Origin of the sequence: Streptomyces nigrescens, from assembly GCF_027626975.1 — a bacterium.
In the GTDB taxonomy this organism is placed as follows: domain Bacteria; phylum Actinomycetota; class Actinomycetes; order Streptomycetales; family Streptomycetaceae; genus Streptomyces; species Streptomyces nigrescens.
Genome location: NZ_CP114203.1, coordinates 3,348,392 through 3,364,875, shown reverse-complemented (window position 1 = coordinate 3,364,875; position 16,484 = coordinate 3,348,392). Strand labels below are relative to the sequence as shown.

Here is a 16,484-nt window from a genome sequence, read left to right as displayed (position 1 = left end):
AGACGCCCGGTGAGTTCCCCAGATCCGACCGTTCGCGCAGCGCGAAACGCTGCGGCCCAGACCGAGAAGGCAGGCAATACCGCAGGCGGCACCACGGACCGGCCGCTGCGCCGGCCCGTCATTGCCGTCACCGGAGCCGCATCCGGAGTCGGGGCGCTGCTCACCCGCGCCCTGGTCGACTCCGACGAGGTCAAGGAGGTGGTGGCCATCGACGAGCGGCGCGGCGACGTCGCCGAGGCACACTGGCACGTCCTCGACGTCCGGGACCCCGCCATCGCCGACAAGCTGCGCGGCGCGGACGTCGTCGTCCACCTGGCGCTCGACCTCGACCTGGAGACCGACGACGCGGCACGCACCGCCTACAACGTGCGCGGCACCCAGACCGTGCTCACCGCCGCCGCGGCCGCCGGTGTCCACCGGGTGGTGCTGTGCACCTCCGCCATGGTCTACGGGGCGCTGCCCGACAACGATGTGCCCCTGGCCGAGGACGCCGAGCTGCGCGCCACCGCGGACGCCACCGGTGTCGGCGACCTCCTGGAGATCGAGCACCTGGCGCACCGCGCGCCCCGGGCCCACCCCGGCCTGAACGTCACCGTGCTGCGCCCCGCCGTCCTGGTGGGCGGCACCGACACCGCGCTGACCCGCTACTTCGAATCGCCCCGCCTCCTGGTCGTCGCCGGATCCCGCCCCGCCTGGCAGTTCTGCCACGTCGAGGACCTGGTCAGCGCCCTGGAGTACGCGGCGCTGGAGAAGGTCGACGGCGAGCTGGCGGTGGGCTGCGACGGCTGGCTGGAGCAGGAGGAGGTCGAGGAGCTGTCCGGCATCCGGCGCATGGAGCTGCCGTCCTCGGTCGCCCTGGGCGCCGCGGCCCGGCTGCACCGGATCGGCCTGACGCCGTCGCCCGCCGGGGACCTCGCGTACACGATGCACCCGTGGGTAGTCAGCGGCAGCCGGCTGCACGATGCGGGCTGGCGTCCCCGCTGGACGAACGAGGAGGTGCTCGCCGAGCTCCTGGAGGAGGTCGCCGGACGGCACACCGTCGCCGGCCGCAGGCTCGGCCGCAAGGACGCCACCGCCGCGGGTGCCGCCGGCGCCACCGTCGCCCTCCTGGGCACCGCCGCACTGGTGCGGCGCGCCCGTAAGGCCCGCCGCCGTATCTGAGCCGGACCGGGCCCGCCGGGCTGGAGGAGTCTCCATACGGCGGCCCGGACGACCGGCGGAAACGGCCATTCCCGCGGCGCCTCCGGTACGGCACGATGGGGGTATGTCTGGCACGCCCTCCCCTTCGTCCCCCGGCCGCGACCACCCCGGTGAGCGGGCCGCGGCGGACCCGGTCCGGCTCCTGGAGATCCGCGATACCCCGCTGTCCGTGGACGAGGTGTTCGCGGCCGTGGGCGACGAGGCGGCCGGCGGCACGGCCCTGTTCGTCGGCACGGTTCGCTCGCACGACAACGGTGCCGACGTCGAGGGCCTGGGCTACTCCGCGCACCCGACGGCCGAGGCGGAGATGCGCCGGATCGCCGAGAAGGTGATCGCCGACTTCCCCGTCCGGGCGCTGGCCGCCGTCCACCGGGTGGGCGATCTGCGCATCGGTGACCTGGCCGTGGTCGTCGCGGTGTCCTGCCCGCACCGGGGCGAGGCGTTCGAGGCCTGCCGCAAGCTGATCGACGATCTCAAGCACGAAGTACCCATCTGGAAACACCAGACGTTTTCCGACGGGACAGAAGAATGGGTCGGCGCGTAGCGCCGTCTTCTGGGGGTGGAGGTCGGGTGACGGGCGGGAGGGTCGGCGCGTAGCGCCGTCTTCTGGGGGCGCGTAACCACGCGTTCTCCGGGCAGGCGGCAGAGCAGACGGGGCGGGCGATGGACTCCGAACGGGAGGCCGAACCGGTGCCTTATGTTCCGGTTGCGTAACCCGCCCCCTGGCATAACCGTTGACCGAGCAGATGGTTAATCTGCTTATTCGTCGATCGCGGTCATACAAGGGGTTGGGAGGTCGCTGATGGGTGCGCTCCTCTGGTTGCTGATTCCGGTTGGCGCCGGGCTGGTTGCCGCGGTGTGGAGCAGCTGGGCCCTACGGAATCGCAAGACCGGGGACGTTGCAGAGCTCGCGGGTTATGCCCGGTTCCGGGATGCCATGGAAAAGGAGCATTCCGTTTCCGATCCCGCCTCGGACCCGGTCTGATATTCGCCGTTCGTCCGCGAAAGCCGTCGCCGCCTTTCGGGGTGGCGACGGCGTGCGTGCGGGCCGACCCCGTACGGACGGCCCCGCGGGCCGGTTGTCATACCCGTCCCGTACTGTCGTTCCATGCCACGCCGCACCGCGACGCTGCTCGCCTCGATCCTGATGTTGATCGCGCTGCTCTGCGCAGGGGTGCTGATCCCCGTGCCGTACTCCGAGATGTCTCCGGGGCCGACGGTCAACACTCTTGGTGATCACGACGGCGAGCCGGTGCTGCAGATTTCCCAGCGGAAGACGTATCCGACGACCGGTCACCTCAACATGACCACCGTCCGGGTCACCGGCCCCGACTACCGGATGAACCTCTTCGAGGCGGTGTACGGCTGGCTCGACCACGACAACGCCGTGGTGCCGCACAAGACGCTCTACCCCGAGGGGCAGACGGCCGAGCAGGCCGACCAGGAGAACGCCGAGGAGTTCAGCCAGTCCCAGGAGAGCGCGAAGGCCGCCGCCCTCCGGCAGCTGCACCTCCCGGTCGCCGCCCAGACCGTCGTCGGCTCCGTCGTCAAGGACAAGCCGGCCGACGGACGGCTGCACGCGGGCGATGTGATCAAGGCCGTGGACGGCACGGCGGTCAAGCAGACCGGCGACGTCGCCAAGCTCGTCACCCGGCACAAGCCGGGCGAGAAGGTCGTCTTCTCGATCATCCCCGCCAAGGAAGCCGCCGCGGCGGAGAAGCGCGGCAAGAAGCCCCAGGCCGGTGCGAAGCAGGTCACGATCGCCACACAGAAGGCGGACGACGGCCGCGCCATCGTGGGCATTCAGGCCGGGGTGGACCACATCTTTCCGTTCCCCATCGACGTCAAGCTGGCCGATGTCGGCGGCCCGAGCGCCGGGCTGATGTTCGCGCTCGGCATCGTCGACAAGCTCACGCCCGGGGACATGACGGGCGGCAAGTTCGTGGCCGGCACGGGCACCATCGACGACAAGGGCAAGGTCGGCCCGATCGGCGGCATCTCGATGAAGACGGTCGGTGCGCGCGACAAGGGCGCGGAGTTCTTCCTGACGCCCAAGGACAACTGCGCCACGGCGGCCAAGGACATCCCGCAGGGGCTCACCCTGGTCAAGGTCGGCACCATAGGCGACGCCGTCAAGGCGCTGGAGAAGATCCGCAAGGGAGACACCGCCGGCCTGCCGAGCTGCAGCCCGGCAGGCCGTTCCTAGGGGGTGACCTGCCAAGCCCCCGGTAGCCGGACGCGTACCGCCCGGCCCGGGGGAGCGGCCCCGACGGCCGTGATCAGGCCTCGAACGTCGCGGCCAGTGCCTCCGCGAGGCCCGGCACCAGTGCCGAGCCGGTGAGGACCTCGGACGTGGAGTCCTTCTCGCGCAGCCGCAGTGCCGACTCGCGGCGTCCGTCCCGCAGCACGGCCACCGTCATCCGGACCTCCTGGCGGTCCGGGTGCTCGGCGACCCACTTGGCGAGCTGCGCCTCGTCCATGCCCGCGGGCTCGGAGTCCTCGGCGGACGGCGGCAGCATCAGCCGCTCGACGGTCAGCGCACAGCCGGTGACGGCATCGGGCCAGGCAATGGTGCCCAGGAACTCGTCGAGCGGGACGCCCGCCGGGATCTCGTCCTGTTCCACGGGGGTCAGGGACGTGGTGGTGGAGTCGTCGATACCGAGCTGGGCGGCGAGCGAGGGCTCCTGCGCACGCAGCTTGGCGGTGTCGACGAGGGCGAACAGTCGGGCCGGCTGATCCCAGCCGAGCCCGGCGCTGTACTCGTCGATCTCGAGTACGGCGCGGGTCAGGGGGTCGGCGGCGAGAGGGGTGCCGTCAACGGGGAGGTTGGTCATGCTCAACATCGTGCCTTGTGTACCCCGGAAAGCGGGAACTGAGTAAAGCCTTCGTAAGTTGCATCGGTGGGTCCTACTATCGCCGGGCCTGCTTCACACGACAGCGAACTTCGAGGTGCGCACCTTGGCTTTCCAGATGCCGGACCGCGGCGGAGGCCCGACAGGGCCACGGATCAGAGTCGGCCGACCATCGCGGCGGATCCGGACCCTGCTCATGACATTGGGTGTGCTGGCCGTATTGGCCATGCTCTTCGTGATGTTTGCAGGGTTTTGGACGGATTGGCTCTGGTATCGATCGGTCAAGTACTCCTCGGTCTTCACGACCACCCTGTGGACCAAGATCGGTCTGTTCTTCTCCTTCGGCGTCCTGATGGCCGTGGCCGTCGGCGTCAACATCTGGCTGGCGCACCGGCTGCGGCCGCCGCTGAGCGCGATGTCCATGGAGCAGCAGAGCCTGGACCGCTACCGGATGAGCATCGCGCCGTTCAAGAAGTGGGCCCTGATCGCGATCACCGCGGTGATCGGCCTGATCGCGGGCGCCTCGGCCTCCGGCGAGTGGCGCACCTGGCTGCAGTGGGTCAATGGCGTGCCCTTCGGCAAGAAGGACCCGCAGTTCGGCATGGACGTCGCGTTCTACGCCTTCGACCTGCCCTGGTACCGCTTCCTGCTGAGCTTCGGCTTCGCCTGCGCGGTGCTGTGTCTGGTCGCCGCGGCGCTGACGCACTACCTCTACGGCGGGCTCCGGCTGACCAGCCCCGGTTCACGGGCGACGGCGGCGGCTACCGGCCATCTGTCGGTGCTGCTGGGCATCTTCGTCTCGCTCAAGGCGATCGCGTACTGGCTCGACCGGTACGGCCTCGCGGTCAAGTCCAGCGGCCTGAAGTCGGCCGACAACTGGACGGGCCTGCGGTATGTCGACGCCAACGCCTATCTTCCGGCGAAGACCATCCTGTTCTTCATCGCGGCGATCTGTGCGGTGCTGTTCTTCGCCACCCTCTGGCGGCGGACCTGGCAGCTGCCGGTGATCGGCTTCGGCCTGATGGTGCTCTCGGCGGTCCTCATCGGCGGGCTGTACCCGGCGATCGTGCAGAAGTTCCAGGTCCAGCCGAACGAGCAGGCCAAGGAAGCGCCGTACATCAAGCAGAACATCAAGGCGACCCGGGATGCGTACGACATCCAGGACTCCGAGGTCACGCCGTACAAGGGCGACTACCAGCCCACCGGTAAGGCGGACAGCCAGCGGTTGCGCGACAACGCCGACACCACGGCCAGCATGCGGCTGCTCGACCCGAACGTGGTCTCGCCGGCCTTCCAGCAACAGCAGCAGGTGCGGGGCTACTACCAGTTCCCCTCCACTCTGGACGTCGACCGCTACAAGGACAAGGACGGCGCCGAGCAGGACACCGTCATCGGTCTGCGTGAGCTGAACATCGCCGGTATCCCCGAGCGCAACTGGATCAACGACCACTTCAAGTACACCCACGGCTACGGCGCGGTCGCCGCCAAGGGGACGGAGGCCGCCGACGGCGGCGGTCCGAAGTACACGGAGTCGGATCTGCCGGCCAAGGGGCAGCTCGGCACCTACCAGCAGCGGGTGTACTACGGCGAGAAGACCTCGCAGTACTCCATCGTCGGCGGTCCGCAGAAGGAACTGGACTACTCCGACGACAGCGGCGAGAAGAGCTACAGCTACCGGGGCAAGAGCGGCGTCAACCTCGGGAACCCGATCAACCGTGCCGCGTACGCGGTGGCGTTCGGGGAGCCGCAGATCCTCTACTCCGGCGCGATCGGCGACGGCTCGCGGATCCTGTACAACCGCACGCCCAAGGAGCGCGTCGAATCCGTCGCCCCCTGGCTGACGATCGACGGCGACGCCTACCCGGCGGTCATAGACGGCCGGATCAAGTGGATCGTCGACGCCTACACCACCAGCAACGGTTATCCGTACGCCTCGCGCACCACGCTCGGGGACAGCACGGCCGATTCCCTCACCGACGGACAGCGGGCGGTGGTGGCCCAGCAGAACCAGGTCAACTACATCCGTAACTCCGTCAAGGCGACGGTGGACGCCTACGACGGTTCGGTCAAGCTCTACCAGTGGGACGAGAAGGACCCGGTCCTCAAGACCTGGATGAAGGCGTTCCCCGACACGGTCGAGAAGAAGAGCGCCATAAGCCCGGCGCTCAAGGAGCATCTGCGCTACCCGCAGGACCTCTTCAAGGTGCAGCGCCAGCTGCTGACCACGTACCACGTCACGGACCCCGGCACCTTCTACACCGGCTCCGAGCGCTGGCAGATCCCGAACGACCCGACGACCAAATCGGGCAACGCCGTACCGCCGTACTACCTGAGCATGAAGATGCCGGACCAGAAGAACCGCGCGTTCTCGCTGACGACGACCTTCACGCCCAACAAGCGCGACAACCTCGGTGCGTTCATGGCAGTAGATGCCAACGCGACCAGCCGCGACTACGGCAAGATCAGATTGCTGAAGCTGCCGTCGGAGACGCCGGTGCCCGGCCCGCAGCTGGTGCAGTCGAAGTTCAACTCCGATCCGGTCATCGCCAATGAGCTGAACATCCTCAAGAAGTTCGGCGACTCGGAGATCGAGTACGGCAATCTGCTGACCGTGCCACTGGACGGCGGACTGCTCTATGTCGAACCGGTGTATCTGCGCGGTGCCAACACCAACTACCCGCTCCTGAAGAAGGTGTTGGTCAGCTACGGCGACAACAAGCCCGTCCTGGAGGACTCCCTCAAGGACGCGCTGGATGTGGTCTTCGGCAAGAAGGCGCCCAGTACGGGCACGGAGGAGCCGCCGGGCGGCGGCGACACCGGCCAGCCACCGTCCGACCAGACGGTGCAGCAGGCCCTCGCCGACGCGCAGAAGGCCTACGAGGAGGGCGAGAAGGCGCGCACCTCGGGCGACTGGGCCGGTTACGGCGAGGCCCAGAAGAAGCTGAAGGCCGCGCTGGACCGGGCGGCTAAGGCGTCCGAGAAGGGCAAGCCGGGCAGCTGAGCCGGCCCGCCGTGTCTCCTGGCCCTGGTGCCGCCGGTGCGAACCGGCGGCACCAGGGCCGCGTTGGTGCGGGGGCCGTCCGCCACCGTGATACCTTGTGGACACAACGACGCGGGGTGGAGCAGCTCGGTAGCTCGCTGGGCTCATAACCCAGAGGTCGCAGGTTCAAATCCTGTCCCCGCTACTGAAAGCCGAAGGCCTGGATCCTCAAGGATCCGGGCCTTCGTCATGTGTTCAGGTCGATCTTGGTCAAGGCCGGGTCGTACGGCCCATGTGGGGAAGCTGTGTGCTTGAGTTTGACAAGTCGTCGTGTCGGGAAGTCGACAAACCGCTGAAGTGACCTCACTGGCTGCGGTATACCAGGTGTACGCGGGTTACAGGTGATGCGACGATGGGTCTTATGGGGGACAAGGCAAGGTTGTTGGAGACGGACCGGTTTGTGCATGCGCCCGACGACGGGCGCGAATCCGACCTGCAGATGGACGCGATGGAGGCCGCGGAGGCCGCCGAGGCGTCCGATGCCGTGACCGAGACCGGCCACCGCCGGGCCGCCGAGGCGGGCGACACCGCCGCCATGAGCGCGCTCGGCGCGATGCTGCTGCGCCGCGGCGACCTCGACGGCGCCGAGCCGCATCTGCGTTCCGCGGCCGCCGCCGGTGACCGCGCCGCGGCCAACAACCTGGGCGTGCTGCTCCACCAGCGGGGCTACGGGGACGAGGCGGCCGGCTGGTGGCGTATCGCCGCCGTGGGCGGCTCCGCCGCCGCCGCGCACGCCCTCGGGCGCCACTACCGCGAGCGCGGCGACGAGCCGGCCGCCGAGTACTGGCTGCGCCAGTCCGCCGAGTCCGGCCACTGCCTGGGCGCCTACGCCCTCGCCGACCTCCTGGAGCACCGCGGCGACATCGGCGCCGAGCGCTGGTTCCGTACGGCCGCCGAGCGCGGCCACCGGGAGGCCGCGTACCGCCTCGCCCGGCTCATCGAGGACGGGCGCGACACGGACCACCGCGCGGTCCCCGCGTACGGGGAGCTGAACCAGCAGGAGGAGGCCGAGCAGTGGTACCGCCAGGCCGCCGCGCGGGGCCACCGGCGGGCCGCGCTGCAGCTGGGCGCGCTGCTGGAGGAGCGCGGTGACGTCCAGGAGGCCGGGCGCTGGTACCTGTCCGCCGCCAAGGACGGAGAGCCGCGCGCCGCCTGTGCGCTGGGCTTCCTGCTGCGTGACGCGGGGGACGAGGAGAGCGCCGCCGAATGGTGGCGGCGCGCCGCCCAGGACGGCGATGGCAACGCTGCCAACGCGCTCGGTGCGCTGCACGCCGACCGTGGTGAGCTGCAGACCGCCGAGCGCTGGTACCGCGCCGCGCTGGACGCCGGGGACGTCAACGGCGCTTACAACATCGGGCTGCTCTGTGCCGAGCAGGGCCGGGAGGGGCGCGGTGAGCAGTGGTACCGCCGGGCCGCCTACGCCGGACACCGTGAGGCCGCCAACGCGCTGGCCATCCTGCTGCTGCAGCGCGGCGACGCCTCGGGGGCCGAGCCGTGGTTCTCCAAGGCGGCCGAGGCGGGCAGTGTGGACGCCGCGTTCAACCTCGGCATCCTCTTCGCCGGGCGCGGCGAGGAGCGCATGGCGCACACCTGGTACGAGCGGGCGGCCGCGGCCGGGCACACCGAGGCGGCGCTGCAGGTCGCCATCGTGCAGCTGCGGGACGGTGAGCTGCAGGACGCGGAGCGCAATCTGCGCTGTGCGGCCGGTGGCGGCAGCGCCGAGGCGGCCTTCCGGCTCGCCGACCTCCTCGACCGCAAGGCGACGGCCGCGGGCGAGGGGCTCACGGACAGCGAGCGCGCGGCGGACGACGAGAGCATGCAGTGGTACGAGCGGGCCGCGCGCCAGGGTCACCGTCGCGCCCAGGTCCGGGTTGGCATGTTCGCGGCGGCTCGCGGCGAGGTCGTCGAGGCGGCCGAGTGGTACCGCGCGGCGGCCGAGGCCGGCAGCCGTAACGGCGCCTTCAACCTCGGGCTGCTGCTGGCCCGTGAGGGCAGCCTCCCGGAGGCCGCCCTGTGGTGGCAGCGTGCCGCCGAGGAGGGGCACGGCCGGGCGGCTCTCCGGCTGGCGCTGCTCGCCGCCCGGCGCGGTGCGCTGGCGGAGGCGCAGAGCTGGTGTGCGCGCGCCGTGGAGCAGGGGCCGCCGGAGGTGGCGGAGCGTGCGGCGCGGCTGCGGACGGCGCTCCAGGAGGAGCTCAGTGCGTAACAGGCGGCATTCCGGAAGCCCGGGGCCGGGCCCACAGGGCCGGGTTCCGGGCCCCGCGGAAGGAATTTGCGCTGGTCGTCGGGCCGGGGTTAAAGTGTGGACACAACGACGCGGGGTGGAGCAGCTCGGTAGCTCGCTGGGCTCATAACCCAGAGGTCGCAGGTTCAAATCCTGTCCCCGCTACTGAAGGACCAAGGCCCGGATTCTCTGAGAATCCGGGCCTTCGTCGTGCTTACTTCCTGAGCCGGTGGCCGACCGCCTCCGCGTACAGGCTGCGGTCGACGAGCCGGTCCTCCGGCAGTGGTGCCCCTTTGGTGACGCCGGCGTCGCGGTAGGCCTTCTGGAGCCGGTCCGTGGTGCCCTTTCTGATCTCCCAGTCCATGCGGAGCGAGGGCACCGAGGTCAGGATCTTCCCGTCGACGTCCAGCAGCTTCGCGAGCTCGGCGGCGAAGGCCTTGTCGGCCTTGTAGTCGCCGGCGAAGTACGTGTTGACCGTGCGGAGGTAGGCGCGCAGGAAGGCGACGCCGGCGTCCGGGTCCTGCTGGAGCAGATTCGGGCCGTAGAGGGCGCCGCCGAGCGGTTCGCCCCGGGGCTGGCCGCCGAGGAAGGCGTATCTGCTGTCGCCGTCGACCCGCCGCCAGACCGGATCGAGCAGCCAGGCGGAGTCGACCCCGCCGCCGGTCAGGGCGGTCAGTACGTCCGAGGAGCCGAGTTGCTGGAAGGCGACGGAGTCCAGGCGGGCGCCGTGACCGGCGAAGGTCCGGGTCATCGGGTACATGATCACGGAGCCTTTCCCGATCATGGTGCCCAGCTTCGCTCCCTCCAGGGAGACCGAGGCGGCGCTCTCGCCGCTCTTCAGGCGCACCCACAGGCCGCTCCTGGACCTCGGGTCGGGGGAGAAGTTGCCGGCCACCCAGCGGATGTCGAAGCCGCCGTGGACGCCGTTGACGACGGCGGCCTCGGGGGCCGCCCACAGGGCGTCCAGTTCGCCCTCGGCCAGCAGCGGCAGCGCCTCCGGGGTGGGCAGGACCTTCAGCCGGACGTCCAGGCCCTCCTTCTCGAACTCGCCCCTGGCGAGGGCCAGCCGCAGCGGGGCCACGTACTCGGCGCTGAGGGTGCCGGTGGCGACCGTGAGCGTGCGGCGTTCGGTGAGGCGGCGCGGGGCCGGGGTGCCCTTGTCGCAGCGGGCCGGTGCGCGGTCCGGGGCGAGGTCGGCGGGGTCGGTCCAGGAGGCCGTGCCGCAGCCCGCCACGGGCTTGACGGTGCGGGGCCGGGCGGCGGACGGGCCGGTCTCGGGGGCGGCGCAGCCCGCGCCGAGGGCGAGTGCGGCGATCAGCGCGGCAGTGGTGGTGCGGATGCGCATGGGACCTCCGTACGGGGGCGGCGTCCGGTCGGACGGGGCGGTGCGGGATCAGCTGCGGGGTCGGCCGCGGTCGCGGGGTGCCCACGGGGTGAGGAAGCGCCCGGCCAGCCGCACCAGCTCGGAGAAGAGCACGCCGAGTACGGCCACACAGACGATGCCGACGAACATCACGTCGTTCTGGAACAGGGCGCGGGAGTCGAAGATCAGATGCCCGAGGCCGTCGGTGGCGGCGATCTGTTCCGAGGCGACGATGACCAGGACGGCCACGCCCGCGGCGATCCGGGCGCCCACGAGGACGGCGGGCAGCGAGGCGGGCAGCAGGACGTGCCGGAACATCTGCCAGGGGCCCGCGCCGAAGACCTGGCCCGCGTCGCGGTGGCCGGAGGGGATGGCCATCACCGCCGCCATGGTCGAAATCCAGACGAAGAAGAAGACGGTGGTGGCGACGAGGGCGACCTGCGGGCCCTCGCCGAGCCCGAACATGTTGAGGAAGACCGGCAGCAGGGCCAGCTTGGGGACCACGTACAGGGCGTCCAGGAGGGGTTCGAGGGCGGCCCGTACGAGAGACAGCGAGCCCATCAGCAGGCCCAGGAGATAGCCGGTGACGGTCCCGACGGCATAGCCGGCCAGGACGCGCCGGAGCGTCGCCCACACGTCCGGCCACAGCTCGCCGGCCAGGGCGCGGTCCCAGCCGTCGGCCAGGATCGTCGACGGTGCGGGGTAGACGCGGTCGTCGAGCCAGGCCCGGTCGGCGGCCAGCTGCCACAGCAGGACGAGCAGCAGTGGAACGGCGACGGCGAGCGAGATCTCCAGGGTGCGCCGGCGGCGGTGGGTGCGCCCGGGGCGCAGTTCCCGGGGGCCGGGGCGGCGGACGAGGAGGCGGTCGTCCGCGGCGGGCCGGTCGTCCTCGTGGCCGGGCCGGGGGAGGGCGCTGGTCATGCGGGGACGGCCCCCTCGGTGGTCCGGTGTGCCGGGCTGTTCCGGTCGACCTCGTCGCGCAACAGCTGCCACAACTCGGCCTTCAGGGCGGTGAATTCGGGGGTGGCGCGGACGTCGCCGGTGCGGGGGCGGCCGAACGGCGGGCGGCGTTCGGCGATGATCCGGCCGGGGCGGGCGGACATCACCAGGACCCGGTCGCCGAGTACCAGGGCCTCTTCGAGGCTGTGGGTGATGAAGAGGGTGGTGGTGCGGGTGGTCTGGGTGAGGTCGAGCAGTTCGTCCTGGAGGACGGTGCGCAGCTGGGCGTCGAGGGCCGCGAACGGCTCGTCCATCAGCAGGATCCCGGGCTCCACGGCGAGTGCGCGGGCGAGGGCGACGCGCTGGCGCATCCCGCCGGAGAGCGTGGCCGGGTAGGCCCCGGCGAAGTCGGCGAGCCCCATCCGGGCCAGCCAGGAGCGGGCCCGTTCGTCGGCCTCCTTACGGGGCACGCGCTGGAGGTCGAGGCCGAAGCGGACGTTGCCCAGCACGGTCTTCCAGTCGTAGATGCCGTAGTCCTGGAAGATCATCGCGGCCGGGCGGCCGGCGCTCACCCGGAGTTCCAGCTCGCCCTCGCTGGGGCGCAGCAGCCCGGCGGCGATGCGCAGCAGGGTCGACTTCCCGCAGCCGGAGGGACCGACGACACAGACGCACTCACCGGGCGCGATCTCGGCGTCGACGGGGCCGAGGGCGGCCAGCGCCTTGCTGCCGCGGCCGAACGAGCGGGCCAGGGCGCGGGCGCGCAGGGCCGGTGGTGTGGACGGGGCGGCGGGTGGGCGGTGCGCTGCGGAGGAAGGGTGCGGCTCTCCCACGGGGTGCTCCTTGCGGAGTGGGGACAGGGTGCCGCCGTGGTGCGGGGCCCGGGCACGGTGGCGCCCGGTGGCCGGAAAGCGCGGCGCGCCGACGATATGACGGGGCGTCAGATTCGGGCAAGGGGCGTGCGGGCATGGGTGTGCGGTGTGTGCAGGTGTGGTGGTGCGGTGACGAGGGCGCGGGCGACGGGCCGGCCGGGTACACGAAGGAGCCCGCGGCCGGGTGGGCGCGGGCTCGATGCGGTGTACGGAGTGGTCCGGTGCGGGAGCGGCCCGGACGGGGGCCGGCTTCCCCGGGCGTCAGGACGGGGCGCTGCAGTTGGGGCAGATGCCCCGGTAGGTCACGGTGACCTCGGAGACCTGGAAGCCGTAGCGCTCCGGCTCGGGCAGTGCGGAGAGCGGGTCGCCCTGGAGGTGGACGTCGCGGATCGTGCCGCACTGCGAGCAGATGAGGTGCTGGTGGTCGTGGTGGGCGTTCGGGTCGTAGCGCTTGGCCCGGCCGTCGGTGCTCACCTCGATCACCTCACCGAGCGACACCAGCTCGCCCAGGGTGTTGTAGACCGTCGCGCGGGAGATCTCGGGGAGCCGGTCGGTTGCCAGTGCGTGCACTTCATCGGCGGTGTAGTGGACGTGGTCCCCGTCGAGGACCTCGGCGACGACGCGTCGCTGCGCGGTCAGCCGCCAGCCGCGTCCCCGGAGCCGTTCAAGCAGGTCACTCATGCCATTCACCTATCAGTCAGATAGACCCAGGGTAGCAGCGGTCGTCCATCACCGGATCGTGTACGAGTTTCGCTCTCTTCTTGACTTAGACAATGTCCAATGTAGGATCGTGGACCGGCGCAAGCCAAGGGCAGGTGTAGAAGACTTCAGGAGGCGCACGTGTCGGTAGAGAGCATCACTGGACCGCTGACCACGGAGTCCGGGGCTCCGGTCGGGGACAACCAGAACAGCGAGACGGCCGGCATCGGCGGACCCGGCCTCATCCAGGACCAGCTCCTGATCGAGAAGCTCGCGCACTTCAACCGCGAGCGCATCCCGGAGCGCATCGTGCACGCCCGTGGCGCCGGTGCGTACGGCACCTTCACGGTGACCGCGGATGTGACCAAGTACACCCGTGCGAAGTTCCTCTCCGAGGTCGGCAAGCAGACCGAGACCTTCCTGCGCTTCTCCACCGTCGCGGGCAACCTCGGCTCGGCCGACGCGGTGCGTGACCCGCGCGGCTTCGCGCTGAAGTTCTACACCGAAGAGGGCAACTACGACCTCGTCGGCAACAACACCCCGGTGTTCTTCATCAAGGACGCCATCAAGTTCCCGGACTTCATCCACACCCAGAAGCGCGACCCGTACACCGGCTCGCAGGAGGCGGACAACGTCTGGGACTTCTGGGGTCTGTCGCCCGAGGCCACCCACCAGGTCACCTGGCTCTTCGGCGACCGTGGGATCCCCGCCTCCTACCGCCACATGAACGGCTACGGCTCGCACACCTTCCAGTGGAACAACGAGGCCGGTGAGGTCTTCTGGGTCAAGTACCACTTCAAGACCGACCAGGGCATCAAGAACCTCACGACCTCCGAGGCCGCGGAGACCTCCGGCCTCGACCCGGACAGCCACCAGCGCGACCTGCGGGAGTCCATCGAGCGCGGCGACTTCCCGAGCTGGACCGTCCAGGTGCAGATCATGCCCGCGGCCGAGGCGGCCAACTACCGCTTCAACCCCTTCGATCTGACCAAGGTCTGGCCGCACGAGGACTACCCGCCGATCGAGATCGGCAAGCTGGAGCTCAACCGCAACCCGCAGAACATCTTCGCCGAGGTCGAGCAGTCGGTCTTCTCCCCGCACCACTTCGTGCCGGGCATCGGTCCGTCCCCCGACAAGATGCTCCAGGGCCGTCTGTTCGCGTACGGCGACGCGCACCGCTACCGCGTCGGCATCAACGCCGACCACCTGCCGGTGAACCGCCCGCACGCCACCGAGGCGCGCAGCCACGGCCGGGACGGTGTGCTCTACGACGGCCGTCACGGCGGCCAGAAGAACTACGAGCCCAACAGCTTCGGCGGCCCCGTCGAAACCGGCCGGCCCCTGTGGCAGCCGGTCGCCGTGACCGGCCCCACCGGTGAGCAGGCCGCGCCCTCGCACGCCGAGGACGACGACTTCGTCCAGGCCGGCAACCTCTACCGGCTGATGGCGGAGGACGAGAAGGAGCGCCTGATCGACAACCTGGCGGGCTTCATCTCCCAGGTCTCCCGCGACGACATCGCCCAGCGGGCGATCGAGAACTTCCGCAAGGCGGACGCGGACTACGGCAAGCGGCTGGAAGCCGCGGTCCAGGCCCTGCGCGGCTGAGGCTGCCTTTGCGGCTAAACCGCCGCCGCTCTCGCGGAGGTGGTTGCGCGCCGTGGGGGTTGCTCAATTGTCGCTTGCCGTACAAAGCGAAGAGGCCGGATGCCAGTGGGCTTCGGCCTCTTCGTGCGGGTGGCTCCGGGGAGTTCGTGCCCGGAGCCGTTCGTGGTTCAGGCGGGGACGGGGCGGGCCCGCTCCGTGGTGGCCGACCAGCAGCGGATGATGTCGCGTACGGAGACCACACCGACCGGTTCCTGGTCGTTGAGCACGATCAGATGGCGGAAGCCGCCGCGCACCATGGCGTCCGCGGCATCGTCCAGGGTCCAGTCCGGAGCGGCGAAGACCACGTCCGGGGTGGTGTGGGTCTGGGCGGTCTCCCGGTCGGGGTTCTCGCCCGCGCCGAGGGAATTGAGGATGTCGCGTTCGGTGAGGATGCCGATGCCACAGGTGTCGCTGTCGAGGACCACGGCCGCGCCGATGCGGCGGGCCGCCATCAGCTGTGCCGCCTGGCGGAGGGTGTGAGCGGGCCCGATGGTGAGGACCACGGTGCTCATGGCGTCTTTGACGTACATGGGCATGGAGTGGAGCCACCTCCTTGGTGAATGTGCTTGCGAAGGGATTCACAAGTTCACAAAGTGGGGGATTCTCATGTTCACATGCCTCCGCCGATGCAACAAGGGGCAGTTGTTGGACGGTTGTCCGATTACGCGCCCCGCCGCAGGTCAGTGCGGGGAGTCGCCGAGATAACCCAGCAGATCCTCGTGCAGCAGACCGTTCGAGGCCGCCGCGTTGCCGCTGTGCGGGCCCGGCTTGCCGTCCAGTCCGGAGAACTGACCGCCGGCCTCCTTCACGACCACCGCACAGGCCGCCATGTCCCACAGCGACAGCTCCGGCTCCGCGCAGATGTCCACCGCACCCTCGGCGATCATCATGTACGGCCAGAAGTCGCCATAGGCCCGGGTGCGCCAGCAGTCCCGGCTCAGATCGAGGAAGCTGGGCAGCTTGCCGCGCTCCTCCCAGCCGGTCAGCGAGGAGTACGCGAACGAGGCGTCCTGGATGCGGCCGACCTTGGAGACCTGCAGCCGGGTCGCGGAGGTCAGACTGCGGCCGGTGAAGGCCCCCAGGCCGTCGGCGGCCCACCAGCGGCGGTTGAGCGCCGGTGCCGAGACGATGCCGACCACCGGGCGGTCACCGCCCTCCCCGCGCTCCATCAGGGCGATCAGCGTCGCCCAGACCGGCACCCCGCGCACATAGTTCTTCGTGCCGTCGATCGGGTCGATGATCCAGCGGCGCGGCCCCGCGCCCTCGCTGCCGAACTCCTCGCCGAGCACCGCGTCCCGTGGCCGGGCGCGCTGGAGCTGGCCGCGGATCAGTTCTTCGGCGGCCTTGTCCGCCTCACTCACCGGTGTCATGTCCGGTTTGGTCTCGACCTTGAGGTCGAGTGCCTTGAAGCGCTCCATGGTGGCGGCGTCCGCGGCGTCCGCGAGAACATGGCCGAGGCGAAGATCATCGTGATAGTCGGGCATGTGCGAACAGTATCCATTGGTATACGCCGGAGCCACACGGCCGTGTGCCGCCCGGCGTGTGGCGGCCCGCGCGGCGCCGGTGAGCGCCTGCTGCGACGACCCTTGACAGCATCTGGCGGTGCGTCAATTCTGTGCGCACACCGGCTACCCGGGGCCGGCGGCCGGGGAGGCGA

General features: G+C 70.4%; 14 protein-coding genes and 2 tRNA genes. 9 read left to right on the top strand and 7 right to left on the bottom strand.

Annotation, left to right across the window (positions count from 1 at the left end):
• The first annotated feature begins 9 nt into the window (after nucleotides 1–9).
• From STRNI_RS15045 to STRNI_RS15030, 4 genes are all read left to right on the top strand, one after another.
• On the top strand, nucleotides 10–1,161 hold the full coding sequence (locus STRNI_RS15045; RefSeq protein ID WP_018089460.1) for an SDR family oxidoreductase: 1,152 nt from the start codon (nucleotides 10–12) through the stop codon (nucleotides 1,159–1,161).
• A gap of 103 nt (nucleotides 1,162–1,264) precedes the next feature.
• Nucleotides 1,265–1,744: a molybdenum cofactor biosynthesis protein MoaE gene (locus STRNI_RS15040; RefSeq protein WP_018089461.1), complete on the top strand. Its 480-nt coding sequence runs from the start codon at nucleotides 1,265–1,267 to the stop codon at nucleotides 1,742–1,744.
• Between the two features lie 258 nt (nucleotides 1,745–2,002).
• The gene (locus STRNI_RS15035; RefSeq protein WP_018089462.1) at nucleotides 2,003–2,185 is read left to right on the top strand and encodes a hypothetical protein; all 183 of its coding nucleotides are present in this window, start codon (nucleotides 2,003–2,005) and stop codon (nucleotides 2,183–2,185) included.
• 123 nt (nucleotides 2,186–2,308) lie between these two features.
• Nucleotides 2,309–3,406 carry a YlbL family protein gene (locus tag STRNI_RS15030; RefSeq protein ID WP_018089463.1) on the top strand — a complete coding sequence of 366 codons (1,098 nt, stop codon included), beginning with the start codon at nucleotides 2,309–2,311 and terminating at the stop codon, nucleotides 3,404–3,406.
• A 73-nt stretch (nucleotides 3,407–3,479) separates the two neighbouring features.
• Here the strand turns inward: STRNI_RS15030 and STRNI_RS15025 are convergent, their stop codons facing one another.
• Nucleotides 3,480–4,034 (bottom strand): PPA1309 family protein, encoded by a 555-nt coding sequence (locus STRNI_RS15025; RefSeq protein WP_018089464.1) that lies wholly within the window; start codon nucleotides 4,032–4,034, stop codon nucleotides 3,480–3,482.
• 214 nt (nucleotides 4,035–4,248) lie between these two features.
• Here STRNI_RS15025 and STRNI_RS15020 point away from each other — a divergent pair, with 214 nt between their 5' ends.
• The 4 genes from STRNI_RS15020 to STRNI_RS15005 all read left to right on the top strand — a co-directional run bounded on the left by STRNI_RS15020 (nucleotide 4,249) and on the right by STRNI_RS15005 (nucleotide 9,478).
• Nucleotides 4,249–7,053, top strand: coding sequence for a UPF0182 family membrane protein (locus tag STRNI_RS15020; RefSeq protein ID WP_026169604.1), 2,805 nt, complete (start codon nucleotides 4,249–4,251; stop codon nucleotides 7,051–7,053).
• A 110-nt stretch (nucleotides 7,054–7,163) separates the two neighbouring features.
• Nucleotides 7,164–7,237: transfer RNA gene (locus STRNI_RS15015), tRNA-Met, on the top strand.
• Nucleotides 7,238–7,444: 207 nt separating this feature from the next.
• On the top strand, nucleotides 7,445–9,295 hold the full coding sequence (locus tag STRNI_RS15010) for a tetratricopeptide repeat protein (RefSeq protein ID WP_266439393.1): 1,851 nt from the start codon (nucleotides 7,445–7,447) through the stop codon (nucleotides 9,293–9,295).
• A gap of 109 nt (nucleotides 9,296–9,404) precedes the next feature.
• A tRNA-Met gene (locus STRNI_RS15005) sits at nucleotides 9,405–9,478 on the top strand.
• Nucleotides 9,479–9,527: 49 nt separating this feature from the next.
• Here STRNI_RS15005 and STRNI_RS15000 read toward each other — a convergent pair.
• The 4 genes from STRNI_RS15000 to STRNI_RS14985 form a co-directional block, all read right to left on the bottom strand.
• Complete coding sequence (locus tag STRNI_RS15000) at nucleotides 9,528–10,658, bottom strand: ABC transporter substrate-binding protein (protein ID WP_277411387.1); 1,131 nt, start codon at nucleotides 10,656–10,658, stop codon at nucleotides 9,528–9,530.
• A 48-nt stretch (nucleotides 10,659–10,706) separates the two neighbouring features.
• On the bottom strand, nucleotides 10,707–11,597 hold the full coding sequence (locus STRNI_RS14995; RefSeq protein ID WP_277411386.1) for an ABC transporter permease: 891 nt from the start codon (nucleotides 11,595–11,597) through the stop codon (nucleotides 10,707–10,709).
• Nucleotides 11,594–12,445, bottom strand: a complete 852-nt coding sequence (locus tag STRNI_RS14990; protein ID WP_381844480.1) for an ABC transporter ATP-binding protein — start codon at nucleotides 12,443–12,445, stop codon at nucleotides 11,594–11,596. Before STRNI_RS14990 ends, STRNI_RS14995 begins: the two co-directional genes overlap by 4 nt.
• A 300-nt stretch (nucleotides 12,446–12,745) precedes the next feature.
• A complete protein-coding gene (locus STRNI_RS14985) occupies nucleotides 12,746–13,165 on the bottom strand; it encodes a Fur family transcriptional regulator (protein ID WP_127152948.1) in 420 nt (139 codons plus the stop codon).
• Between the two features lie 159 nt (nucleotides 13,166–13,324).
• Here STRNI_RS14985 and STRNI_RS14980 point away from each other — a divergent pair, with 159 nt between their 5' ends.
• Complete coding sequence (locus STRNI_RS14980; protein WP_018089471.1) at nucleotides 13,325–14,788, top strand: catalase; 1,464 nt, start codon at nucleotides 13,325–13,327, stop codon at nucleotides 14,786–14,788.
• A gap of 167 nt (nucleotides 14,789–14,955) precedes the next feature.
• Here the strand turns inward: STRNI_RS14980 and STRNI_RS14975 are convergent, their stop codons facing one another.
• Together STRNI_RS14975 and hisN are read right to left on the bottom strand one after the other, a co-directional pair.
• Entirely contained in the window at nucleotides 14,956–15,357 is a 402-nt protein-coding gene (locus STRNI_RS14975; protein ID WP_018089472.1) for a CBS domain-containing protein, read from the bottom strand.
• Between the two features lie 150 nt (nucleotides 15,358–15,507).
• Nucleotides 15,508–16,311 carry a histidinol-phosphatase gene (gene hisN / locus STRNI_RS14970; protein ID WP_274738055.1) on the bottom strand — a complete coding sequence of 268 codons (804 nt, stop codon included), beginning with the start codon at nucleotides 16,309–16,311 and terminating at the stop codon, nucleotides 15,508–15,510.
• Nucleotides 16,312–16,484: the final 173 nt, after the last annotated feature.